Here is a 17,895-nt window from a genome sequence, read left to right as displayed (position 1 = left end):
TCCTTTTCCGGTCTGGTGGCTTTAGCACGAGCAAAACACCCGATCCCATCCCGAACTCGGCCGTTAAGTGCCGTCGCGCCAATGGTACTGCGTCAAAAGACGTGGGAGAGTAGGTCACCGCCAGACCTGAAAAGAAGCGAGCCAGATCTCTCTAAACGAGAAAAACGACAGAGAAAGCCCTGCCGCGGGGTAGAGCAGCCCGGTAGCTCGTCAGGCTCATAACCTGAAGGCCGCAGGTTCAAATCCTGCCCCCGCAACCATCTTTACTTGCGCCCCCGTAGCAGACGCTGCGGGGTTTTTGCTTTGTGCGGAAATCGCAAGGATTCCAGCAAGATCGCCCTGAACGTCGATCTCCAGCCGGTCCCCCGCAGGCGTCAGGATGATCTGGTCCACGAGCGTCCGCAGGGTGTCCGCGGCCTCGACCCGCCGCGCCTCGTCGTCCCCCTGAAGCGCCTCATAGAGCTGCTGGACTCGCTTGCGATACTGCAGGGCCATGCTTGGGTGCAACATCGGGGGCGGTTCCTGTGCCTCTGCCAAGAACCGCTGCAACTCCCTTTTCCGGCTCTCCAAAGTGAGAAGCTTCGCATTGATCGCGTCAGCGGCATCGCCTTTCAGGATCATGTTCACGAGCGTGTCGATCTCACGATCGATCCTGGCAATCTCGGCTTCAGCTGTTGCTATTCCCGCACGTCCTTCAAACCGCAGCCGGTTCATCTCCTGTGTGAACACCTCGCAGAAGTGCGCGAAGAGTTCGGGATCGACGAGCTTCGTGCGCAGGGCCGTCAGCACACGGGCCTCCAGTTCATCCCGGCGAATGTTGAGGCGGTTGTCGCAGGTGCCCTTGTTGCGCGCGGTCGAGCAGCCAATGAGCGTGGCCGAGATCTGCGAAAAGCCACCGCCACAGCAGGAACACCTTGTCAGCCCCGAGAAGAGGTACTTGGGGCGCCGACGGGTGTGGACTTTGGGCAGGTCCGGGCGTCCCTTGGCGTCGGGCTCGATCTTGTGCCGCTCCTGGCGCGCCTTCACCGCCGCCCAGAGATTGTCGTCGAGGATGCGCAGTTCCGGGACCTCCTGGGTGACCCATTCGGATTCGGGATTAGGCCGGGCCTGGCGCTTTCCCGTGTCCGGATCCTTGATGAACCGCTGACGGTTCCAGACGATCTTGCCGATATACATCTCGTTGTTCAGGATCCCGTTGCCGCGCTTCGGGTTTCCATTGATCGTGCTGAAGCCCCAGTCACCGCCCGTCGGGCCAGGGATGCCCTCCTTGTTCAGGGCGAAGGCGATGGCCTTGGCGGACTGGCCTGCAGCATAGTCGCGGAAAATGCGCCTGATCACCTCGGCTTGTTGGGGATTGATCGTGCGGTCGCCCCGGATCGGCTCTCCCCGGGAGTCCAGCTTCTTGACGACGTCGTAGCCGTAGGCGTTCCCGCCGCCCGATTTGCCGGCCTCGACCCGACCGCGTTGGCCGCGGCGCGTCTTGTCCGCCAGATCCTTCAGAAAGATGGCGTTCATCGTGCCCTTGAGCCCGACATGGAGATGCGTCACCTCGCCTTCTGACAGGGTGACGATCTTCACGTCGGCATAGGACATGCGCTTGAAGATCCCGGCGATGTCTTCCTGATCGCGCGAGATGCGATCCATGGCCTCGGCAAGGATCAGGTCGAACCGCCCTCGCATGGCGTCGGCCATCAGCGCCTGAATGCCGGGACGGATCATCGAGGCACCGGATATCGCGTGGTCGCTGTATTCTTCGATCACGCGCCAGCCTTGCTTCTCGGCATGCAGGCGGCACAGGCGGAACTGGTCGGCGATGGACGCGTCACGCTGGTTGTCGGACGAGTAGCGGGCGTAGATCGCGACCTTCATTCAAGCGCTCCCTTCAGGCGCGGGGCGCGGTCGTCCGCCTTTCCCGGGCCTGCCTGACTTCCTCTTCGTAACACTCCCGGGCGGCCTGCCGTGCCAGGATCGCCACCAGACGCTTGAGCCGCGGGTCCGGCGAGCCGCGCGGCGTGAACGTAAGCTCTGGCCCCTCCAACAGCAGGGCTTCGAGCAGCGCTTCGCGGTCGCTCGGAGAAAAGGTGCCTGTTTTTGATGGGTCTCGCAAGGTCATGCTTGCGAGCATCAGGGCGATCCTCCGGATATGCAAAGAGATTCAGAGGTGTAGCCCCGGCGGCGTTTGGCCGGTGTTCGGCGCGCCGGTCGCAGACCAGCGTAGCGTGGCGCGCCCCAGCATATGGCAAAGACCGGGGGAGCTGTGCCCATAAGCTCCGCAGATATGTGTTCGCGACGGTCTCGCCCCGGCCGAATGCATCCCGAGAACAGAGCGGCTCGCAACCGTGGGTGACTTGGCGCAGTTCTTGATCGACGAACTCGAATGACGCAAAATCTTATGGCATCAGATCAATTTCATTGACGTCGCACTGGCGACGGGTGGTGCCATCCATGTTCATGTCTCAGCGAACCCAGGTCGTTTACAGCCTTCTGGCCGAGTATGTGCGCAGCCCCTCCCTGCGGCACATGCGGGAGGAGCGCTCCCTCGCCAAGCTGGCCCTCGAGATCGTCACGAAGCTAGATCAGGACAGTTCGGTCTGGAAGAAATGGGAAGGACCGCGTGACAAGGTCCTCGGTGCGGCCATCGAGTGCTGGATACCGAAGGCGGACATGCTCGATTTCCTCAACAGCCTTCCAGGTCCAGCCCTGACGATGACGGATCTCGAGCAGCGCATGAAATCGATGATCGAGGAGGAGTATCTCGGCGATCCCGAACCGAAGCTCGAAGCCGAGTGCCTCGCGATCTATCAGGCCGAGAAGGCGGCGGGCACGGAGATGCCCGCGATTATTGGGCGGTTGTTGGATTACACCAGCGCGCAATGGCAGCGGCTGCGCGATGAAAAGCGGGCGGAGGACGAGCGCCGTTCGGAAGAGGCGCGGCTGGAGCGGGAGCGACGGCTCCTCTCCTATGCCGATTGTCCCTGGACCCAGATCAAGGGCTCGAAATTCGTCTATTGCCGGAAGAACGGTCGGGTCTTCCAACTCAAGCCCAACAGCGACAAGAGCCTGACCCTTTACCGGGTGCAGGCGGTCGATGATGCCGCCATCGGTGAACTGATCGGCCGCTACCGGTCGCGTGGGGATGCCAGCAAGGTCGTGGCCAAGGCCGCCTACGAGCCGGAGCCCTGGCGGTAGATATCACCGAAAAGAACAATCCGCTGAATTGTTGACCTCGTTCCGCATCAAGCTGATTGGCGGCTAGGAAACCAACTCACGTTACGGGCGCGCTTGGACCGGCGGCACCACGCGGGCTCGCACTTCGTCGTAGATGCCGATCTCACCCGGCATGCAGATCGTCACGGCCACGCCGAAGGGGATGGCGTCGTCAATCGCCGTGCCTTGATCGGGATCGCGTTGTATGACCAATGGTACTGTCATGTTCGGTGTGACGACCGGTGCATTCGCTCCGCTCCAGCGTCGCGAACTCACCGTCCCGCGATTGCTCTGATTTTCGTCCGGATGCCAACGCTCCGTCGAAACGGCAAGCGCGTCGAGTTCTGCCGGTGTGACGATTTTCAGCCGAGAACTTCGATACGTCTTGCGACCCGGCAGGACCGGGGAAAACCACGCCACGGTCGCCGACAGACTGTGCGGTCTTGCCTTGCCGCCGATTGCCACCGGAACCGGCACGTCGATCGTTGCGAGGCGATTGGACTCGAGGACTCCCGTGGCAAAGAAGGTGGCCCGATCGGCGGCACAGGCCAGTGCGTCCTCCGCATCAACATAGCCGTAGCCGAGGAAGCGCCGAATATTGTCCCGCTGTTTCGACGCCTGGCCGCGACCGGTAGGACCGAGTGTGGTCTTGATGACTTCGGCGATCTCCTGTGGCCATTGAGCAGGATGGACCAGAAGGGCCTTCAGCAGCACGGCACGTTGCACAGCCGGGATCTGCAGAAACGCCGCGCCGTAGGCCGCTTCAAGGGCGTCGTGAATGCGGTGACAGGTCCGCGATGCCAGCGCTGCCGCTGCGCTGGTCCCGTTCGAATAGCCGTCAAGATTTTCACGACCTGCCCGCGGTGGGGCTGCGACCTTGAGACCGGCGCCGCGCGACGCCATGGCCGGGCGAACGTCTATGTGTCGGTGATTGCCGACACAGGCCATGTGTTCCCGGGCGCCAGGCATCAGGATGTCCGGCTTGACCGATCTGGCGAAGCCAGGACCCAGACTGCTCGAGGGGTTCGCTGCGACATGTGCCGGGAAGGGATCGATCAAGGCTCGCGCCATTGCGCGATCCGCAGGCCCGACGGCATCGATGTTCGCTGCGCCAACGGTTATGCCGTTTATGGTCTCCGCCGGCGAAAGCAGGCGGCGATCGGCCATGACGCCATGCAGTGCTTCAACCATCGACCTCGCGCGGCTTGCTGCATCTGCAGCCTCATAGTCCCGGCTGGTGGCATAGCCCGGCATGCCGAAAGGGAATACCTGATTGCCGGCACTCACCACAAAGAGCAGGCCGAAGCGATAGGCGAGGCGATCGAGAAGGCGGGCCCAAGGCGAAAGGTGGTTCTGGAAAGGCCGATAGCGATTCCCGAGCGAGAGATTGACGATCACGATCCCAGGGCGCTGATCGCGCAGTCGGGTCACCGCCAGGTAGATCATGTCGACAATGAGCCGGTTGGGCGGGAAGTCGTCATTGTTCCCGAGGACTGGGATCATGTGGATTTTGCGCGGCAGGGGTGTTTCGCCGCGGTTGAGGTCGCCATGAATGACAAGGGATGCCATGGCCGTTCCATGCGCCCGCGTCACGACGAGCGCATCCGGCTCAAGATTGAAGGGGTCGTCGAGGTCGATATGGCGGGCCAGCCGCCTATGAGCGCTGACCGGGACACCATCGAGAATGGCAAGGATCGGCTCACCGAGTTCAGCGATTTGGTCCGCGGCCTCGGGAGCGTCTTCAGCATCACCGATTTCGACCGCCGTGGCCTCGGATTGCGGACGGATGTGCATGACGGCGTCGAGACCGGCAATGCCTCCGATCTCCCGCGCGATGATTTCGCGCACAGCCCAGGCCGGGATATCAGCAAGCAGGGCATGGTAGGAGATCTCGGGCAATCGGCAGCGTGACAGAACCTGGCCCCCGCGCGCGATCAGCGCACGTGTCGTCTCCTCTTCACTCTGCCGAGCGGAGGCCTCATTGGCCCTGAAGACGAGTTCGATCTCCAGTCGGATCAGGTCGTTGTCGTGATGGCCCTCGAGAATAGAAGACAGAAAGGTCCTGTCTGCCGACTGAACGCGGTCGTCTGGTCCCCAGGCGCGCAGGTCCCTGAGATGATCGAAGACCTTGGCCCAAGGTGTTTCTCCTCGGCCCAGCTGTCCGGCCTGCCAACGCCGCCACAGCGACTCAAGGCTGCGCAGGGCCACCATGTCGGGAACGAGCAGGTAGGCGACAGGTTGCTTGTCCTCCTCGTCGCTCTCGAGCTCTTCTTCATCCACCAGTTCAAGCCCGGCAACCTGGCGGATGGCCTCGGCAAACCTGCTTATTGAGCCGCGAACTTCGAAGACCAAAAGCCGTTCCGGAGCGAGCCCTGCAGGGTCGGCGCGCAGTTCAAGCACCCCATCGCCGCGTGCAAGAATTTCGGCGAGACGCGTGAATTTCGGACCGAAGGTGCCTGTCTGACGGTCGCGCGGAAACGCGGCTGGCGGCGGAGTGTATTTCGGCTTGCCCTTTGGGCGGGGCTGATCAGCGCTCGGCGTCAGTTTCAGGAGGGGTTTTGTCGGATCGCTCGGCATTTATGAACTCTGGCGTGACGCGCGAAGTCCAAAGATCCAGTTCCGCGCGCAATGCCTCATCAACCGAAACCTCCCCTAAACCAAGAATTTGTCGCCGCCTGACATTCTGACAAAAATCCAGCGCCTCTGCATAGCTGACATCGCCAAGTCTACCGGCCAAGCGGCTGAGCGACAATTTGGGGGCGTCCGGCCAGCCCGAAATGATCCGGTCCAGAAACACCGTGACATCAGTCTTCTTCGGCGCCGGAAAGGACAGGCGCATCTGGAAGCGACGCCAGACCGCGCGGTCGAGCAGTTCTCCATGGTTGGTCGCTGCGACCACAATGACATAGCTGGGAAGCTGGTCGAGCTGCATGAGCAGGAAGGAGACAACCCGTTTGATCTCTCCCGTTTCATGTGTATCGCCGCGTTCCTTGCCGATGGCGTCGAACTCGTCGAAAAACAATACGCTCGGGGTCGTTCGAACATAGTCGAAGAGTTTCCGGAGCCGGGCGTTTGTTTCACCAAGATAGCTGCCGATCAGGGCGTCATACCTGACGACGAAAAAGGGCAGTCCTAGTCCCTCTGCAATGGCTTCGGCGAACGAGGTCTTGCCGTTGCCAGGAGGCCCTGAAAGCAAGACGCGGTGCCGAGGTTCATAGCCATTTGCGCGCAAGACGTCCGCCCTGCGATGCTCCTCAAGCAGCTGTCGTCCGCTCTCCCGCGCTGGCAGGGGGAGGAGCAGGTCTTCCAGCTGAAGCTGCGGCGTGATCTCCAGGATTGCCTCACGACCGTTGGGTCCGGCCAGGTGAGGAGAGCTTGCTGTCAGCGAAGGCGGTGTGATCGGAACAGCCGCCAAAGCGCGTTGCATGCGGTCGGCCACGATGAAATGCTTCTTTGCACGTTCTTCGGCGACCATCGCCTCGGTGGTGGAGCGCAGCATCTCTCTGTCGCCGGTCGCACCCGCGCGAATCAAGGATACAAGAAGATCGCTCCGCGCCATGTGTGACCTTACGCACCCGTTGGGTTGTTCTCGCCCCCTGATCCGTCAATTGATCAAGGGAGACAATTGCTTGGCTCCCGAAACGGATCGGTCGTCAGAAGCAGCCCAAGTCAGACTCCACCGGGTCGGAAGCCCGCTGAGCCTAGCATCTCTTGATCAAACAAGGAATCCCCGTTGACATCCGCCGAGCCGCCAATCGGCGCGGTTTGCCTATAGCACGGCGTTGCGAGGTCAGATCATTCAGGTCCGGATGCTGGGGGAAAGCCTTCCCCCTGGTCGGCACTGGCGTTGCCGACACACCCCCTTCGAGCGGGGGGACCCCGCAACGCCCCCTCAGAGGGAGAGTGCAGACGGGGTTTCCGTGACGGGTTGAGGGTCGGGGGAAAGGCCCCCGGCGCCCGTCTTGGAGATCACCCCGATGGCCAGACAGGACCGCGCGCGCCGCGACGGCGGCGCCCGCAGCAGCATCTATGACGACATCACCTCCCGGATCATCGCTGAGCTGGAGGCGGGGCGGCTGCCTTGGGTCCAGCCCTGGGGCACGGCCTCTGCCAAGGTGCCCCTTGCCCTGCCGCGGAACGCGGCCACGGAGCGTCCGTATTCCGGGATCAACATTCTGATCCTCTGGGGCGCCGTGGTCCAGCAGGGCTATCCGACGCAAGCTTGGCTGACCTTCCGCCAGGCGCTGGCGCTCGGCGGCAATGTCCGCAAGGGCGAGCGCGGCACGACCGTCGTCTATGCCGATCGCTTCACCCCCGAGGACGAAAAGCGCCGCGCCCGGGAAACAGGGGAAGCGCCCGGACAGATCCCCTTCCTCAAGCGCTTCACCGTCTTCAACGCCGCCCAATGCGAGGGCCTGCCGGAGGAGATCGCCGTTGTGGCACCCCCGCCGCCGCCCGGCATGATCGAGCCGCAGGTGGAGGCGCTGATCCGCGCCACCGGCATCGACTTCCGGATCGGCGGTGACCGGGCCTTCTACGTCCCGGCGCTGGACTACGTCCAGGTGCCCCCTCCGCAGGCCTATTTCGAGCCGATCAACTGGCACCGGACCGCGCTGCATGAACTCGGCCACGCCACGGGCCATGCCTCGCGACTGGGGCGGGACTTCTCTGGGAGTTTCGGGACCAAGGCCTATGCCTTCGAGGAACTGGTGGCCGAGATGAACGCGGCCTTCTGCTGCGCCGCGCTGGGGATCGTGCCCACCGTGCGCCATGCCGACTACATCGGCTCCTGGCTCGAGGTGCTGCGCGAAGACAACCGCGCCATCGTCCGCGCCGCCTCGCAGGCGAGCAAGGCCGCGGACTGGCTTCTGGCCCATCTGCCGGAGCCTGCCGCGGCCGAGGCGACCGGAAAGGGGAGGGCAGCGGCATGATCCTCCTGACCCCCAGCATGCGCGCGCGGCTTCTTGACAACGGTCGGACACCGGACGCCGATCACATCCCCGTCGTGAAGTTCTTCAACCCCTTCGGCCAGGGCACCTGGCTGGCCACCGAGCTCGATGAAGACGGCGACATCCTCTTCGGCCTCGCCGACCTCGGCTACCCGGAACTGGGCTCCTGGTCGCTGAGCGAGATGGCGGCGATCCGGCTGCCCTTTGGCATGGGCATCGAGCGGGACCTGCACTTCGAGGGGCTGTTCCCGATCTCGGTCTGGGCCGAGGCTGCGCGAACCGAGGGCAGCATCAGCGCGGCGGAGCGGGAGCTGCATGCGCGAGCGCAGAGGGAAGGGCGCGCGGGTTTCGGACGCACGGGGTCGGGCGGGCTGTAGTTGGCCGCGGCAGCCTTGCATCAGAGGATCGCGCCGCTCTCTTGGATAAGGGGGCGGGGCGGTCCAGCGTATACATGCATCCCATAGGCTGGCAGAAAGGACAGCGTGTTTCAGCGTCAGCCGCTGGTCATTCCAGAAAAGTTTTGATCGCGTCGACGTTTGACCGAATGCTTGCCGAATCCAACCCGCCGCGATCATCGTCTTGCGATGTGAAGAGCGTTCGACCCAAGCTGAAGCCGTTAGCTTCGTACCACGCTTTCTTCCACTGCCAACCCTTTCGGTAGTCCTCGCGAGCCATCATGCCGAGGTGCTCCCAAAGGATCAGATCGCCGTCAGCCGTGACGAATGAGAAATCCGGGCGAAGACGGCCAGGCTCGACCTCTCCGTCAAGCACGCGCTCGTATTCGTACTCGACGCCGGATTGAAACAGCATATTGGCGATCACAAGCTCCGACTTGCTCCGAACCAAGTGACCCTTCTCGGTTCGATGTATCAGGTTCTCGGCATATGGAACCTCGGACTCGACACGTCGGAGCACGCCCTGGAACAAGTTTGTGTTTCGTCGTGCGGTCTCCGACCTCTCAGGACGAGTGTAGTCGAAGAGGACCGAAGGATTATCGCCCTCGATGAGCAAGACGAGCTGGCGGCGCGAACGGGTGAGTGCCGTGTAGAGCAACTCGCGCGAAAGCGGCCGGCAGTTCTTGGGCAACACGACGAACACCTTCTGGAACTCGCTGCCCTGCGATTTGTGTACGGTGATCGCGTAGGCGAGTTCCAGCGGCCCGGATCCGCCTGGAAAGTCGCGGCCGCTGTACCCAAACCGAAGGTTGGGACGGCCGGCAAAGATCACGTTCAGCCAAGGAGACTTGCCGTTGCCGACGAGCCCGACCTCCCCATTGGCGACATAATGGTCACCCGACTGCTGCCCGTCAAAGGCGTTACGCCATTGGTTCGAAGCCTGGATAACCTTGTCGCGAATGACGATGTTCTCGTCACCGAGGCTTACCACCCATGGGTCAGTCGCCGCCTTGAGCTCGCGCGCACGATAGCGACGTTGGGTCCAGCGGTTGAGATCGCGCACCCCATGTGGATGCATGCGGACCGGTGAGAGGATCTGCCACTGCTCGGAGCCGCCGGGCAGGTCGAAAGAGACCCAGCCGCGCTCGTCGATGCCGAGCGAGGCATTAAAGCCTGAGATATCGCCAGCTTGCGCAAGCCCAAGATGCTTCTGGAACGCCTCGCTAAGCCGGCTCCGCAACTCGTCGGGCGTTGTCCAGAAGAACAGATCGAGGTCGTTGAACGGTCGCCCCGTTTCCAAATCGCTGAGCACTCGATCAGCATCGACGGGTTGAGTCTCCCTTGTAAACCAAGAGGCGAGCCGGAGCGTGTCCGACGCTTGTTCTGCGCCTGCAACGGCGCGGACCTCGACCGTCAGCCTCGCCAGCGCGTCACCAAGCGGCAGGCCGGCGTCGCTCTGCGCCTCCGTAGTCTGTAGATATGACGTGAGGTCGGCAAATGGACGTCCGACTCCGATGGGCGGCAGCTGGTTGGGGTCGCCGACCAAGATCAGCCGCTGAACATGTGCGAGGTCGAGCGCTTCGAGCACCGCCGCAAGGTCATCCATTGTGAGCATCGAACATTCGTCAATGACGACTGTCTTCTCTTTGCGGTACTTCTCCCTACCTTGGAACCGTGGACGCTGGCGGACGCCGTCGTATCTTCCGAGTTCGTTCAAGAACTGAGCAACCGTCATCGCCTCGGCATTAGCGGCCTTCCCTAGCCGGACCCGCGCCTTACCTGTCGGGGCAAGTAGCAGGATGCCGTCGCGAGCGAGCGCCGAATTCAGCAAGAGCGCTCCCATCACCGACGTCTTGCCGGTGCCGGCGCGCCCAACAAGCGCAGTTAGGCGCCGGGAGGTCACACGCGCGAGTGCGGCAGCCTGTTCGTCGATGGCGAGGACGTGACGGGCGTTGTTTGGATCATACGCGCCCCCTGCCGCCTCGATCGCTTCCACCAGAAGCTTCTTCCAATCGGAAGAGACCTCAGGGGCCGCCTTGCCTGCCCGTTTCGACAGGACGCTCCGAAGCCGTTCCTCACGCAACTTCAGCTCGGTGAGTTGCAGCGCGGAGATCCCGGCGTGCTGGCCCTGGGGCGCGGGCAGGTCGATGAGTTCGACAACACCAGTCAGTGCCGCCGCGTTAGTAGCTGGCCAATCAACCCCGATCAGACAGGGATGGGCTAGCTGGAGCGCGGCCACTTTTTCCACAGCTTCGGTAACGCTGAGTAACGAGTCACCGTTTTCCGATGCGCGGCGCAGCACACTAACAAGCGCAGCACGTAGGCGGCGCGGGTCCGCTGCGGACTGAACAAGTGATGGACTGGGCACCGGGTGTAAGGTGGCGATTGTCGCGTCCGGCAGGAGGCCGCGGTCGATCGTTCCAACCGAGACCGCCGACTCTTTCGCGTCGCCGAGGTCGACCTCGCTGATCCGATAGGGGTTTTCGATGATTTCGGCGTCGGTAGTGAGAGCCGTGCAGGCCGCGGCGCGCTTGGTGGAATCAAACCAGCGGCTCGCTTGAGCCGGGGTGAGCGCGAAACGCGAGAGCAGCTTCAGGAGCGCTCGACGCTCGTCCGCCAAGTTGAGCCAGGTGTCGCGTACCGCCTTGACATCAGCGTCATAGGTGGGCTGCGGCGGCCTCGTCTGGCCACGCAGCAAAGCATCAATGTGAGGCCAGGGGTCCTCATCCCTCCCGACCGCGCCCGACGCGAGCAGTTCGAGTGTGAGCGCCGTGCCCAGTCGCATGCCCAACGCCTCCAGGGCCGAACCGAGCCCTGGGAACGCGCCCCGATCCTTCCAAGCTAGGCCGATCTGCGTGTTGAGCCATTCCTCACGACGCTCCCATGGTCCCGCAGCGATCCCATGGGAGCGGATCTTCCGCACTGACTCTAGGCATCGGATCAGCGTCGAAAGCGCAATATCCGCAGGAGCCAACTCTGCGGCATAAGAAAAAACCCGCATGTGGGCCGGATCGGCTGGGACGGCGATCTCTGCAAGAAGCTCAGCTCGACGGGCGTCCTCGGCCGTGTCGCCTGTTGGCTCGAGATAGTCGTGATATGGCAGCAGGAACCCGTCGAAGCCGTCCGGCCGGATCGAGTGTCGGAGAAGACGATCCCACATCGGATAAGCGCTCTTGCCCGCAGGGGCGTCGTAGTACTTCACCGGGGCGATAGATTGGATGCGACCGACACCGACAACCAGACGTGGCACCGTGTCGCCAAGTGGCTGGCCCTCCTTACAATAAAAGAAGACGAGCGAGCGCTCGGGGGTAAGGTGATTGAATACATGGTCAACTATCGCCGTCTGTCGGGCGCGGCCAAACACCCAGGGGCTCGCGAACGGCGACTCCTCGTCAGATGGCAACGGGCTAGGCAGCTTTGCGTCGATGGCGGCTTGCTCACTCCGCAACATCCAGCCGAACGGGACCGCGAATGTTGCGAAGGGCGGCACCTTCACATCTGTGGGCTCTAAGTGTCCGTGTGTCGCCGCCGCCTTCTTGATCGTCGCATAGGGGTGATTGAAGCGACGAGTCCACTCCGTCTCGTTCATGAAGGCACCGGATTCCGCTTTGCAGGGCGGCAGCTCTCCCTGAGTCAGTTCATGCCACGGCCTGCCAGCGAGGGCATCTTCCGCAACGTCGTCCTTCTCTTCCCGGATACGATCGAGCGCCACACAGAACGCGTTGGACGAAGGAGCCGGGCACACCCGCCCATTCCAGCGCGAACCATGCCAGGCGACCCGCATTGTGAGATGAAACATACTCCCCCTCGGTCAACTTAATCTGCGCAGTCTTTCCTCAAACTACCGAGTTCATGGACGCGAGGATTGTCATCCCAACGATGTGCCATGTCCGTCGCAACAGCGCAAGAACACCGTGATAGCGATCAAGGGTCGAACACATGGGCAAATTCCTGTTTCGCTCCGCTGCGGTGTGGTCAATGTTAAGCGCCGGACTGATCTAGGAGCAACAGATGCGCAGCCGCGGTTACGTTGACATCGGAGCCCCAAGCTGGGGGCGTGCGCGCCCTCCGACAGGATCGTACGGACCTGACGCCAGCCGCTATGTACGGACCGGCGAAGGGAATCTGATTGATATATGTGAGGTCAACTCGGATGACCGCTATGCACAAGGACCTTATACCTGCCTAGCATGTGGCCATCTGATGGTCCCTGCCCTGGGACGCACCCGAAAGCATCATTTCAAACACAAAGCGGGCCGTCCGGCTGACTGCCACAACGAGACTTACCTGCATCAACTTGCCAAGATGACGCTTTTTTCGGTCCTGAGTGAGGCCATCCGGACCGGTCAGCCATACTGGTTAACTCGGGACCGTCCGGTCGTCTGTTCCTACTATGAGGAAGCATTTGGATTTTCATGCACGGCGAAACGCGCGCCCTATGGGACAGACCTTACGACGATGTTTGATCAGGTCGCTGTGGAGGCAGGGGTGGATGGCTTCATAGCCGACATTCTGCTGTCCTCGAGCAAGTCCGACGCTCGCATGCTCCTTGAGATCGCCGTGACCCATCCCTGCGATGAGACCAAAATATCAAGCGGCCTTCCGATCATCGAAATTGAAATTCAAAACGAGGATGCGGCCAACCGCCTGCGGGATGGCATCGATACTAGTTTTAGATGTACTCGGTGCCACAATCTTCCAAACCCAGATACAGCGCCGCATCTGTGCAAGACTCCCTGCTCGGCGAATGGACTTGCGCTTCTGCTCTATAAAAGCGGGAAAGTCTGGTATTCGGAATTGGGGGTGGGAACCCGGGACGAGGAGCAGATCCTCTCTGATCCGCACCTCCTCGCTCATGCTATTGTCGATGTTAAGCTTGGGCATCCGACAAGGTCGTGGAACACGGTTCTGGATCATCTGCGTGCTTTCATAATCCAGCAAGCTTTTGAGAATAGTCGGGCTATCAGGTCCTGCTTGGTTTGCCGGAACAACGGTGGACGAGTGAACAATCACGACGCCTTTTGCGTGGCCAAAGGCCGCAAGGTCTGGATGTCGTCCAGTGCGATCGGGTGTACAGATTATGATCCGGCAGGGGATCGCGACGAAGCAATACACATACTTGGCAGCTTGGGCGGTCCTTGATTGGGCTAGCATCTGGGTGACCAGGACACACGCTGCAAAGCATGTGTCTTGATGCGGGCAATCGTGCTTTTCAGGGCAAAGATTGCGTCCGCCTACGACTTGGAAAAAACCTCCTTTGGTTTCTTGTAACAATAGCCAGTGTTGAACTTGTCTGACGACTGCCCCGACATGCACAAAGCTGCAGCCACCCCGATGAGAGGGAGAGGTGAGGTTCAGGTTTCGTGACGGGTTGGAGGCCGGAGAGAGAGGCTCCCCGGCGCCCGTCATGGAGTTGCGACCATGGCCTCTGCCATTCACAAGATCACGCTGTCGTCCTCGCGCGACATTCCCTTCAACAAGCTGGTGCTGAGCCAGGCGAATGTCCGGCGCGTCAAGGCCGGGGTCTCGGTCGAGGAACTGGCCGAGTCGATCGCCCGGCGCGGGCTAATCCAGTCCCTGCATGTCCGGCCTCTCCTTGACGCCGATGGTCAGGAAACCGGCCTCTTCGAGGTCCCGGCGGGCGGGCGCCGCTTCCGGGCGCTGGAGCTTCTGGTGAAGCAGAAGCGTCTGGCCAAGACCGCGCCCGTGCCCTGCGTCCTGTCCGAGGCGCAGACCGGCATCGTGATCGACGAGCTGTCGCTCGCCGAGAACATCGAGCGTGCACCGCTGCATCCGCTCGATCAGTTCCGCGCCTTCCAGGCCATGCGCGACAAGGGCATGACCGAAGACGCTATCGCCGCGGCCTTCTTCGTGGACGCGAAGGTCGTCAAGCAGCGCCTCCGCCTCGCGTCGGTCGCACCCGCGCTTCTGGAGGTCTATGCCGAGGACGCCATGACGCTCGAGCAGCTGATGGCCTTCACGGTCTCGGAGGATCACGCCCGGCAGGAACAGGTCTGGGAGGCGATCCGGAACGGCTGGCAGAAGGAGCCCTATCACATCCGCCGCCTTCTGACCGAAACCACGGTGCGCGCCTCGGACAAGCGGGCCTTGTTCGTCGGCATCGACGCCTATGAGGCTGCGGGCGGCTCTGTCCTGCGCGATCTGTTCCAGCAGGACGATGGCGGCTGGCTGCAGGATCCGGTCCTGCTCGACCGTCTGGTCGGCGAGAAGCTGAAGGCCGAAGCCGAGACCATCGCCGCCGAGGGCTGGAAGTGGATCGAGGTCGCCGTGAACTTCCCCTATGGCCACCTGCAGGGGCTTCGGCAACTGGCGGGCACGACCGTGGACCTGACCGATGATGAGCGCGCGACGCGCGAAGCGCTGCGGGACGAATACGACCGGCTGGAAGCCGAGCATGCCGAGGCGGAGGAGCTGCCCGATGAGGTCGACCAGCGGCTCGGCGAGATCGAGGCGACGCTCGAGGCCTTCGACAGTCGCCCGATGGTCTATACCCCCGGTCAGATGGCAAAGGCCGGTGCCTTCGTCAGCATCGACTCCGACGGTCGGCTGCGGGTCGAGCGGGGGTATGTCCGGCCCGAGGACGAGGCAGTCGCGGAACCCGAGGGTGAGGGTGCCGATGGGGCAGATGGGTCTATGCCCGCAGGGGCTGAACCGGGCCAGCCGCCCCGGGCTGTCATCACCATCGGCGGCGCGGCCGTGGAGGGCGACGACGAAGAGGATGGGGCGGACGCGATCCGGCCCTTGCCGGACCGCCTTGTCACCGAACTGACCGCCCATCGCACGCTGGCCTTGCGGGATGCCGTGGCGAAATCCCCGCATGTCGCGCTGACCGCGCTTCTGCATCGACTGGTGTCGGACAGCTTCCTGCGGCAGTCGGGAAGGGGATGCCTCGAGGCGCAGGTCCGCGAGGTGCATTTCCCGGCGCAGGCCGAGGATCTGCGCGACAGCGCCTCGGCCATCTCGATCGCCGAGCGGCATGAGCATTGGGGCGATCACGTGCCGACCGATGACACGGCGCTGTGGGACTGGCTCGACGCCCTCGACCACGCGTCGCGCATGGAGCTTCTGGCGCATTGCGTGAGCTTCGGGGTCAACGCGCTCTACGAGAAGCCGAACCCCTATGGCGGCATGGGGGTGAGCCAGCACGGGCTGGCGCAGCGCCTTGCGCAGGCTGATCGTCTGGCGCAGGCGACGGGCCTCGACATGGTCGCGGCGGGCTGGCGGCCGACGGTCGAGAACTACCTCGGCCGGGTGACCAAGCCGCGCATCATCGAGGCGGTGCGGGAGGGTGCCGGCGACCGCGCGGCCGATCTGATCGGACACCTGAAGAAGGGCGAGATGGCCAAGGAGGCCGAGCGCCTGCTGGCGGATACCGGCTGGCTGCCGGAACCGCTGCGCCGGGCCCTTCCGGACGTGGGCGCAGATGTCGACACGGCGTCTGGGTCCGAGAGCGAAGACCTGCCCGACTTTCTCGCGGGTGAGGACGATGCACCGGCCGAAGATGAGGATGAGACGCTGCCCCCCGTTGCTGCCGAGTGATCACCCTGGGGCGGCGAAGGTCGCCCCATCTTGCCCGATCATCATTTCCTGGCCCGGCCACTTGCCGGGCCTTTCCGCTTTTGGAGACACCATGCCCCCTGTCATCGATATCGACGAGATCTTCCGCGAGGACCGCACCAACCCGGTGGCCGAGCGGTCGCTTCCCTGGGAAGAGACATCCAACGGGATCACCGTCGTCGTGGAACCGAAGCCCCACTGGGCCGAAGACCTGCGCGCCTTCCGTCTGGAGGCGCGCGCGTATTGCCGTTACGCCGACTGGATTCAGCTTGGTGCCAGGGCCCGGTTCTTTGGCCATGCCGACCTGTCCGGCGACGAGGTCATGCTAAAGGCGCGTGCCATGGTCGCGCGCGAGATCGCGGAGGGGCTCTGGGACTGAAGCCCCGGCGACGCTGTCCGTCGATGCAGGGCGTGGCTGCATGCCCGTGCGTGGATCAAGTGCCAGTTTCACCCGGCCTCTCGACCCGCATTCTGGCGTCGGGATCGGGTGCGAAATCACCGGCACCCAGTTCCGTTTGGATCGAGACGCGGAGCGTCAAGGCTGGCACGGCAGGGAATCTGTGACGGGAGTCCGGCAGCCGATCTGCGGCAAAGACCATCTCCCGCTTCCATTCGCTGACCTTGGTCTGATCCGTCTCTTTGGCATTCAACCCCACAGGGGTCGGCTTACGCGCGCGTGCCGCCCTCGGCGTTCAGGGGCCTGAACACGCGAGGGTGAGTGCAGTTCCGGTCAGACACTTCGGGCGCCTGTCGCGCGGGGGATGGTCCCTCGCCTCCAAGACAGGAGCCGGAACCCATGTCCTATGCAGATGCCATCGCCTTCGCCGCCAGCCTCGCCGCCACATTGCTCGTGTCGATCGTCGTGTTCGAGGCCGGTGACGGCACCCATGGCGCCATGCCCGCCGATGAATTCGACGGCGAGGAGAGCATGGTGAAACTGGAGCTCGATCCCTGGGCCTGAGGCGCGGCAGCGCCTCAAGCCTGCACGGCCCGGACCCGCGCGCGGGTTCCGGGCTTTTCCGCCGCGGTTGCAGCGCGAAGGCACGCGCCAGGCCCGGGCCGCAGCCCCCAGCGGAGAGGAAGAGGGCGGGCCTTTGGGCCGTGACGGATGCGAGGTGGAGGAGAGGCCTCCGCCGCCCGTCGCGGAGTGTTCCCGATGATCCTTTCCCGACAGGGCGGCTTCCGCCCCATCGGCCAGATCCTGGCCCATGACGTCCTTCCCGCGCTGCAGGGCGCGCGGAGGTTGCCGCTGCGTGTCTCCTGCCTCGGTCGCATCAGCCTGAACGATGCTGCTGCGCCGCAGGAGCACAGTCTTCCCCTCGGCGAGGTCACCTGTGCCGAAGAGGCCATGCGCCTTGCTGCGCGGGTCGTGCTGAACGGCGACTATCCGGGCGCGGTCGCTCGTCCCGGCTTTCTGCCGCGTTTGGCGTTCATCGAGGATCGCGCGCAGGGTCTCGTTCTCGCTGGAGCGATCCGCGCCGGGGTCATCCTATGGCAACCGCCCGTCGCCTCGGACGCCGAGGCGCGCCGGATCGTGACCGAGGCGAGCCGGCTGCGCGGCAAGGCCTTCGCCGCAGACGGGCGCGGTGATGGAAAAACCGCAAGAACCCTGCGGGACCAGGCCAGCCTTCTCGAGGCGCGGCTGGTCGATCCCGTCTGGCGGGAAGAAGCGGCGGCGCTGCTCAGCCTGCCGCAAGCCGCCTGATGTCCTCGTCCTTTCCCCGAAACCGGCCCGGTCGCGCACCGGGCCTTCGCTTGTCCAGAGG

Annotated in this window: 13 protein-coding genes, 1 tRNA gene and 1 rRNA gene; 10 read left to right on the top strand and 5 right to left on the bottom strand. The window is 63.4% G+C overall.

The features are described 5' to 3' along the window. The first annotated feature begins 11 nt into the window (after positions 1-11). A 5S ribosomal RNA gene (gene rrf, locus AQY21_RS01195) occupies positions 12-126 on the top strand. 57 nt (positions 127-183) lie between these two features. Further along, positions 184-260 (top strand) — tRNA-Met (locus AQY21_RS01190). On the opposite strand, the gene AQY21_RS27155 is transcribed toward AQY21_RS01190, so the two are convergent. Further along, a complete protein-coding gene (locus tag AQY21_RS27155; RefSeq protein ID WP_082657892.1) occupies positions 217-1,869 on the bottom strand; it encodes a recombinase family protein in 1,653 nt (550 codons plus the stop codon). The genes AQY21_RS01190 and AQY21_RS27155 overlap by 44 nt on opposite strands. A gap of 13 nt (positions 1,870-1,882) precedes the next feature. Further along, complete coding sequence (locus tag AQY21_RS29140; RefSeq protein WP_152988041.1) at positions 1,883-2,125, bottom strand: hypothetical protein; 243 nt, start codon at positions 2,123-2,125, stop codon at positions 1,883-1,885. A 320-nt stretch (positions 2,126-2,445) separates the two neighbouring features. Here AQY21_RS29140 and AQY21_RS01180 point away from each other — a divergent pair, with 320 nt between their 5' ends. Then, the gene (locus AQY21_RS01180) at positions 2,446-3,189 is read left to right on the top strand and encodes a hypothetical protein (RefSeq protein ID WP_058096076.1); all 744 of its coding nucleotides are present in this window, start codon (positions 2,446-2,448) and stop codon (positions 3,187-3,189) included. Between the two features lie 81 nt (positions 3,190-3,270). Here the strand turns inward: AQY21_RS01180 and AQY21_RS01175 are convergent, their stop codons facing one another. Beyond that, on the bottom strand, positions 3,271-5,784 hold the full coding sequence (locus tag AQY21_RS01175) for a S8 family peptidase (RefSeq protein ID WP_082657886.1): 2,514 nt from the start codon (positions 5,782-5,784) through the stop codon (positions 3,271-3,273). After that, positions 5,735-6,766: an AAA family ATPase gene (locus AQY21_RS01170; protein ID WP_058096075.1), complete on the bottom strand. Its 1,032-nt coding sequence runs from the start codon at positions 6,764-6,766 to the stop codon at positions 5,735-5,737. Before AQY21_RS01170 ends, AQY21_RS01175 begins: the two co-directional genes overlap by 50 nt. A gap of 418 nt (positions 6,767-7,184) precedes the next feature. Here AQY21_RS01170 and AQY21_RS01165 point away from each other — a divergent pair, with 418 nt between their 5' ends. Both AQY21_RS01165 and AQY21_RS01160 read left to right on the top strand, forming a co-directional pair. Continuing rightward, on the top strand, positions 7,185-8,138 hold the full coding sequence (locus AQY21_RS01165) for an ArdC family protein (protein WP_058096078.1): 954 nt from the start codon (positions 7,185-7,187) through the stop codon (positions 8,136-8,138). Next, positions 8,135-8,533: a DUF2958 domain-containing protein gene (locus AQY21_RS01160; protein WP_058096074.1), complete on the top strand. Its 399-nt coding sequence runs from the start codon at positions 8,135-8,137 to the stop codon at positions 8,531-8,533. Before AQY21_RS01165 ends, AQY21_RS01160 begins: the two co-directional genes overlap by 4 nt. 127 nt (positions 8,534-8,660) lie before the next feature. Here AQY21_RS01160 and AQY21_RS01155 read toward each other — a convergent pair whose 3' ends face one another. After that, positions 8,661-12,350 (bottom strand): AAA family ATPase, encoded by a 3,690-nt coding sequence (locus tag AQY21_RS01155; RefSeq protein ID WP_058096073.1) that lies wholly within the window; start codon positions 12,348-12,350, stop codon positions 8,661-8,663. 404 nt (positions 12,351-12,754) lie between these two features. Here AQY21_RS01155 and AQY21_RS28320 point away from each other — a divergent pair, with 404 nt between their 5' ends. From AQY21_RS28320 to AQY21_RS01135, 5 genes are all read left to right on the top strand, one after another. Continuing rightward, positions 12,755-13,693, top strand: coding sequence for a hypothetical protein (locus tag AQY21_RS28320; RefSeq protein ID WP_152988040.1), 939 nt, complete (start codon positions 12,755-12,757; stop codon positions 13,691-13,693). A gap of 279 nt (positions 13,694-13,972) precedes the next feature. Next, positions 13,973-16,111: a ParB/RepB/Spo0J family partition protein gene (locus AQY21_RS01145; protein WP_058096071.1), complete on the top strand. Its 2,139-nt coding sequence runs from the start codon at positions 13,973-13,975 to the stop codon at positions 16,109-16,111. Between the two features lie 91 nt (positions 16,112-16,202). Next, on the top strand, positions 16,203-16,508 hold the full coding sequence (locus tag AQY21_RS01140; protein ID WP_058096070.1) for a hypothetical protein: 306 nt from the start codon (positions 16,203-16,205) through the stop codon (positions 16,506-16,508). A gap of 417 nt (positions 16,509-16,925) precedes the next feature. Next, a complete protein-coding gene (locus AQY21_RS29240) occupies positions 16,926-17,090 on the top strand; it encodes a hypothetical protein (RefSeq protein ID WP_107325957.1) in 165 nt (54 codons plus the stop codon). Positions 17,091-17,285: 195 nt separating this feature from the next. After that, a complete protein-coding gene (locus tag AQY21_RS01135; RefSeq protein ID WP_058096069.1) occupies positions 17,286-17,834 on the top strand; it encodes a hypothetical protein in 549 nt (182 codons plus the stop codon). Positions 17,835-17,895: the final 61 nt, after the last annotated feature.

It is taken from the genome of Paracoccus sp. MKU1, from assembly GCF_001447385.1.
Classification (GTDB): Bacteria; Pseudomonadota; Alphaproteobacteria; order Rhodobacterales; family Rhodobacteraceae; genus Paracoccus.
The sequence above is the reverse complement of the archived record's forward strand: the minus strand, read 5'-3'. Positions and strand labels throughout refer to the sequence as shown.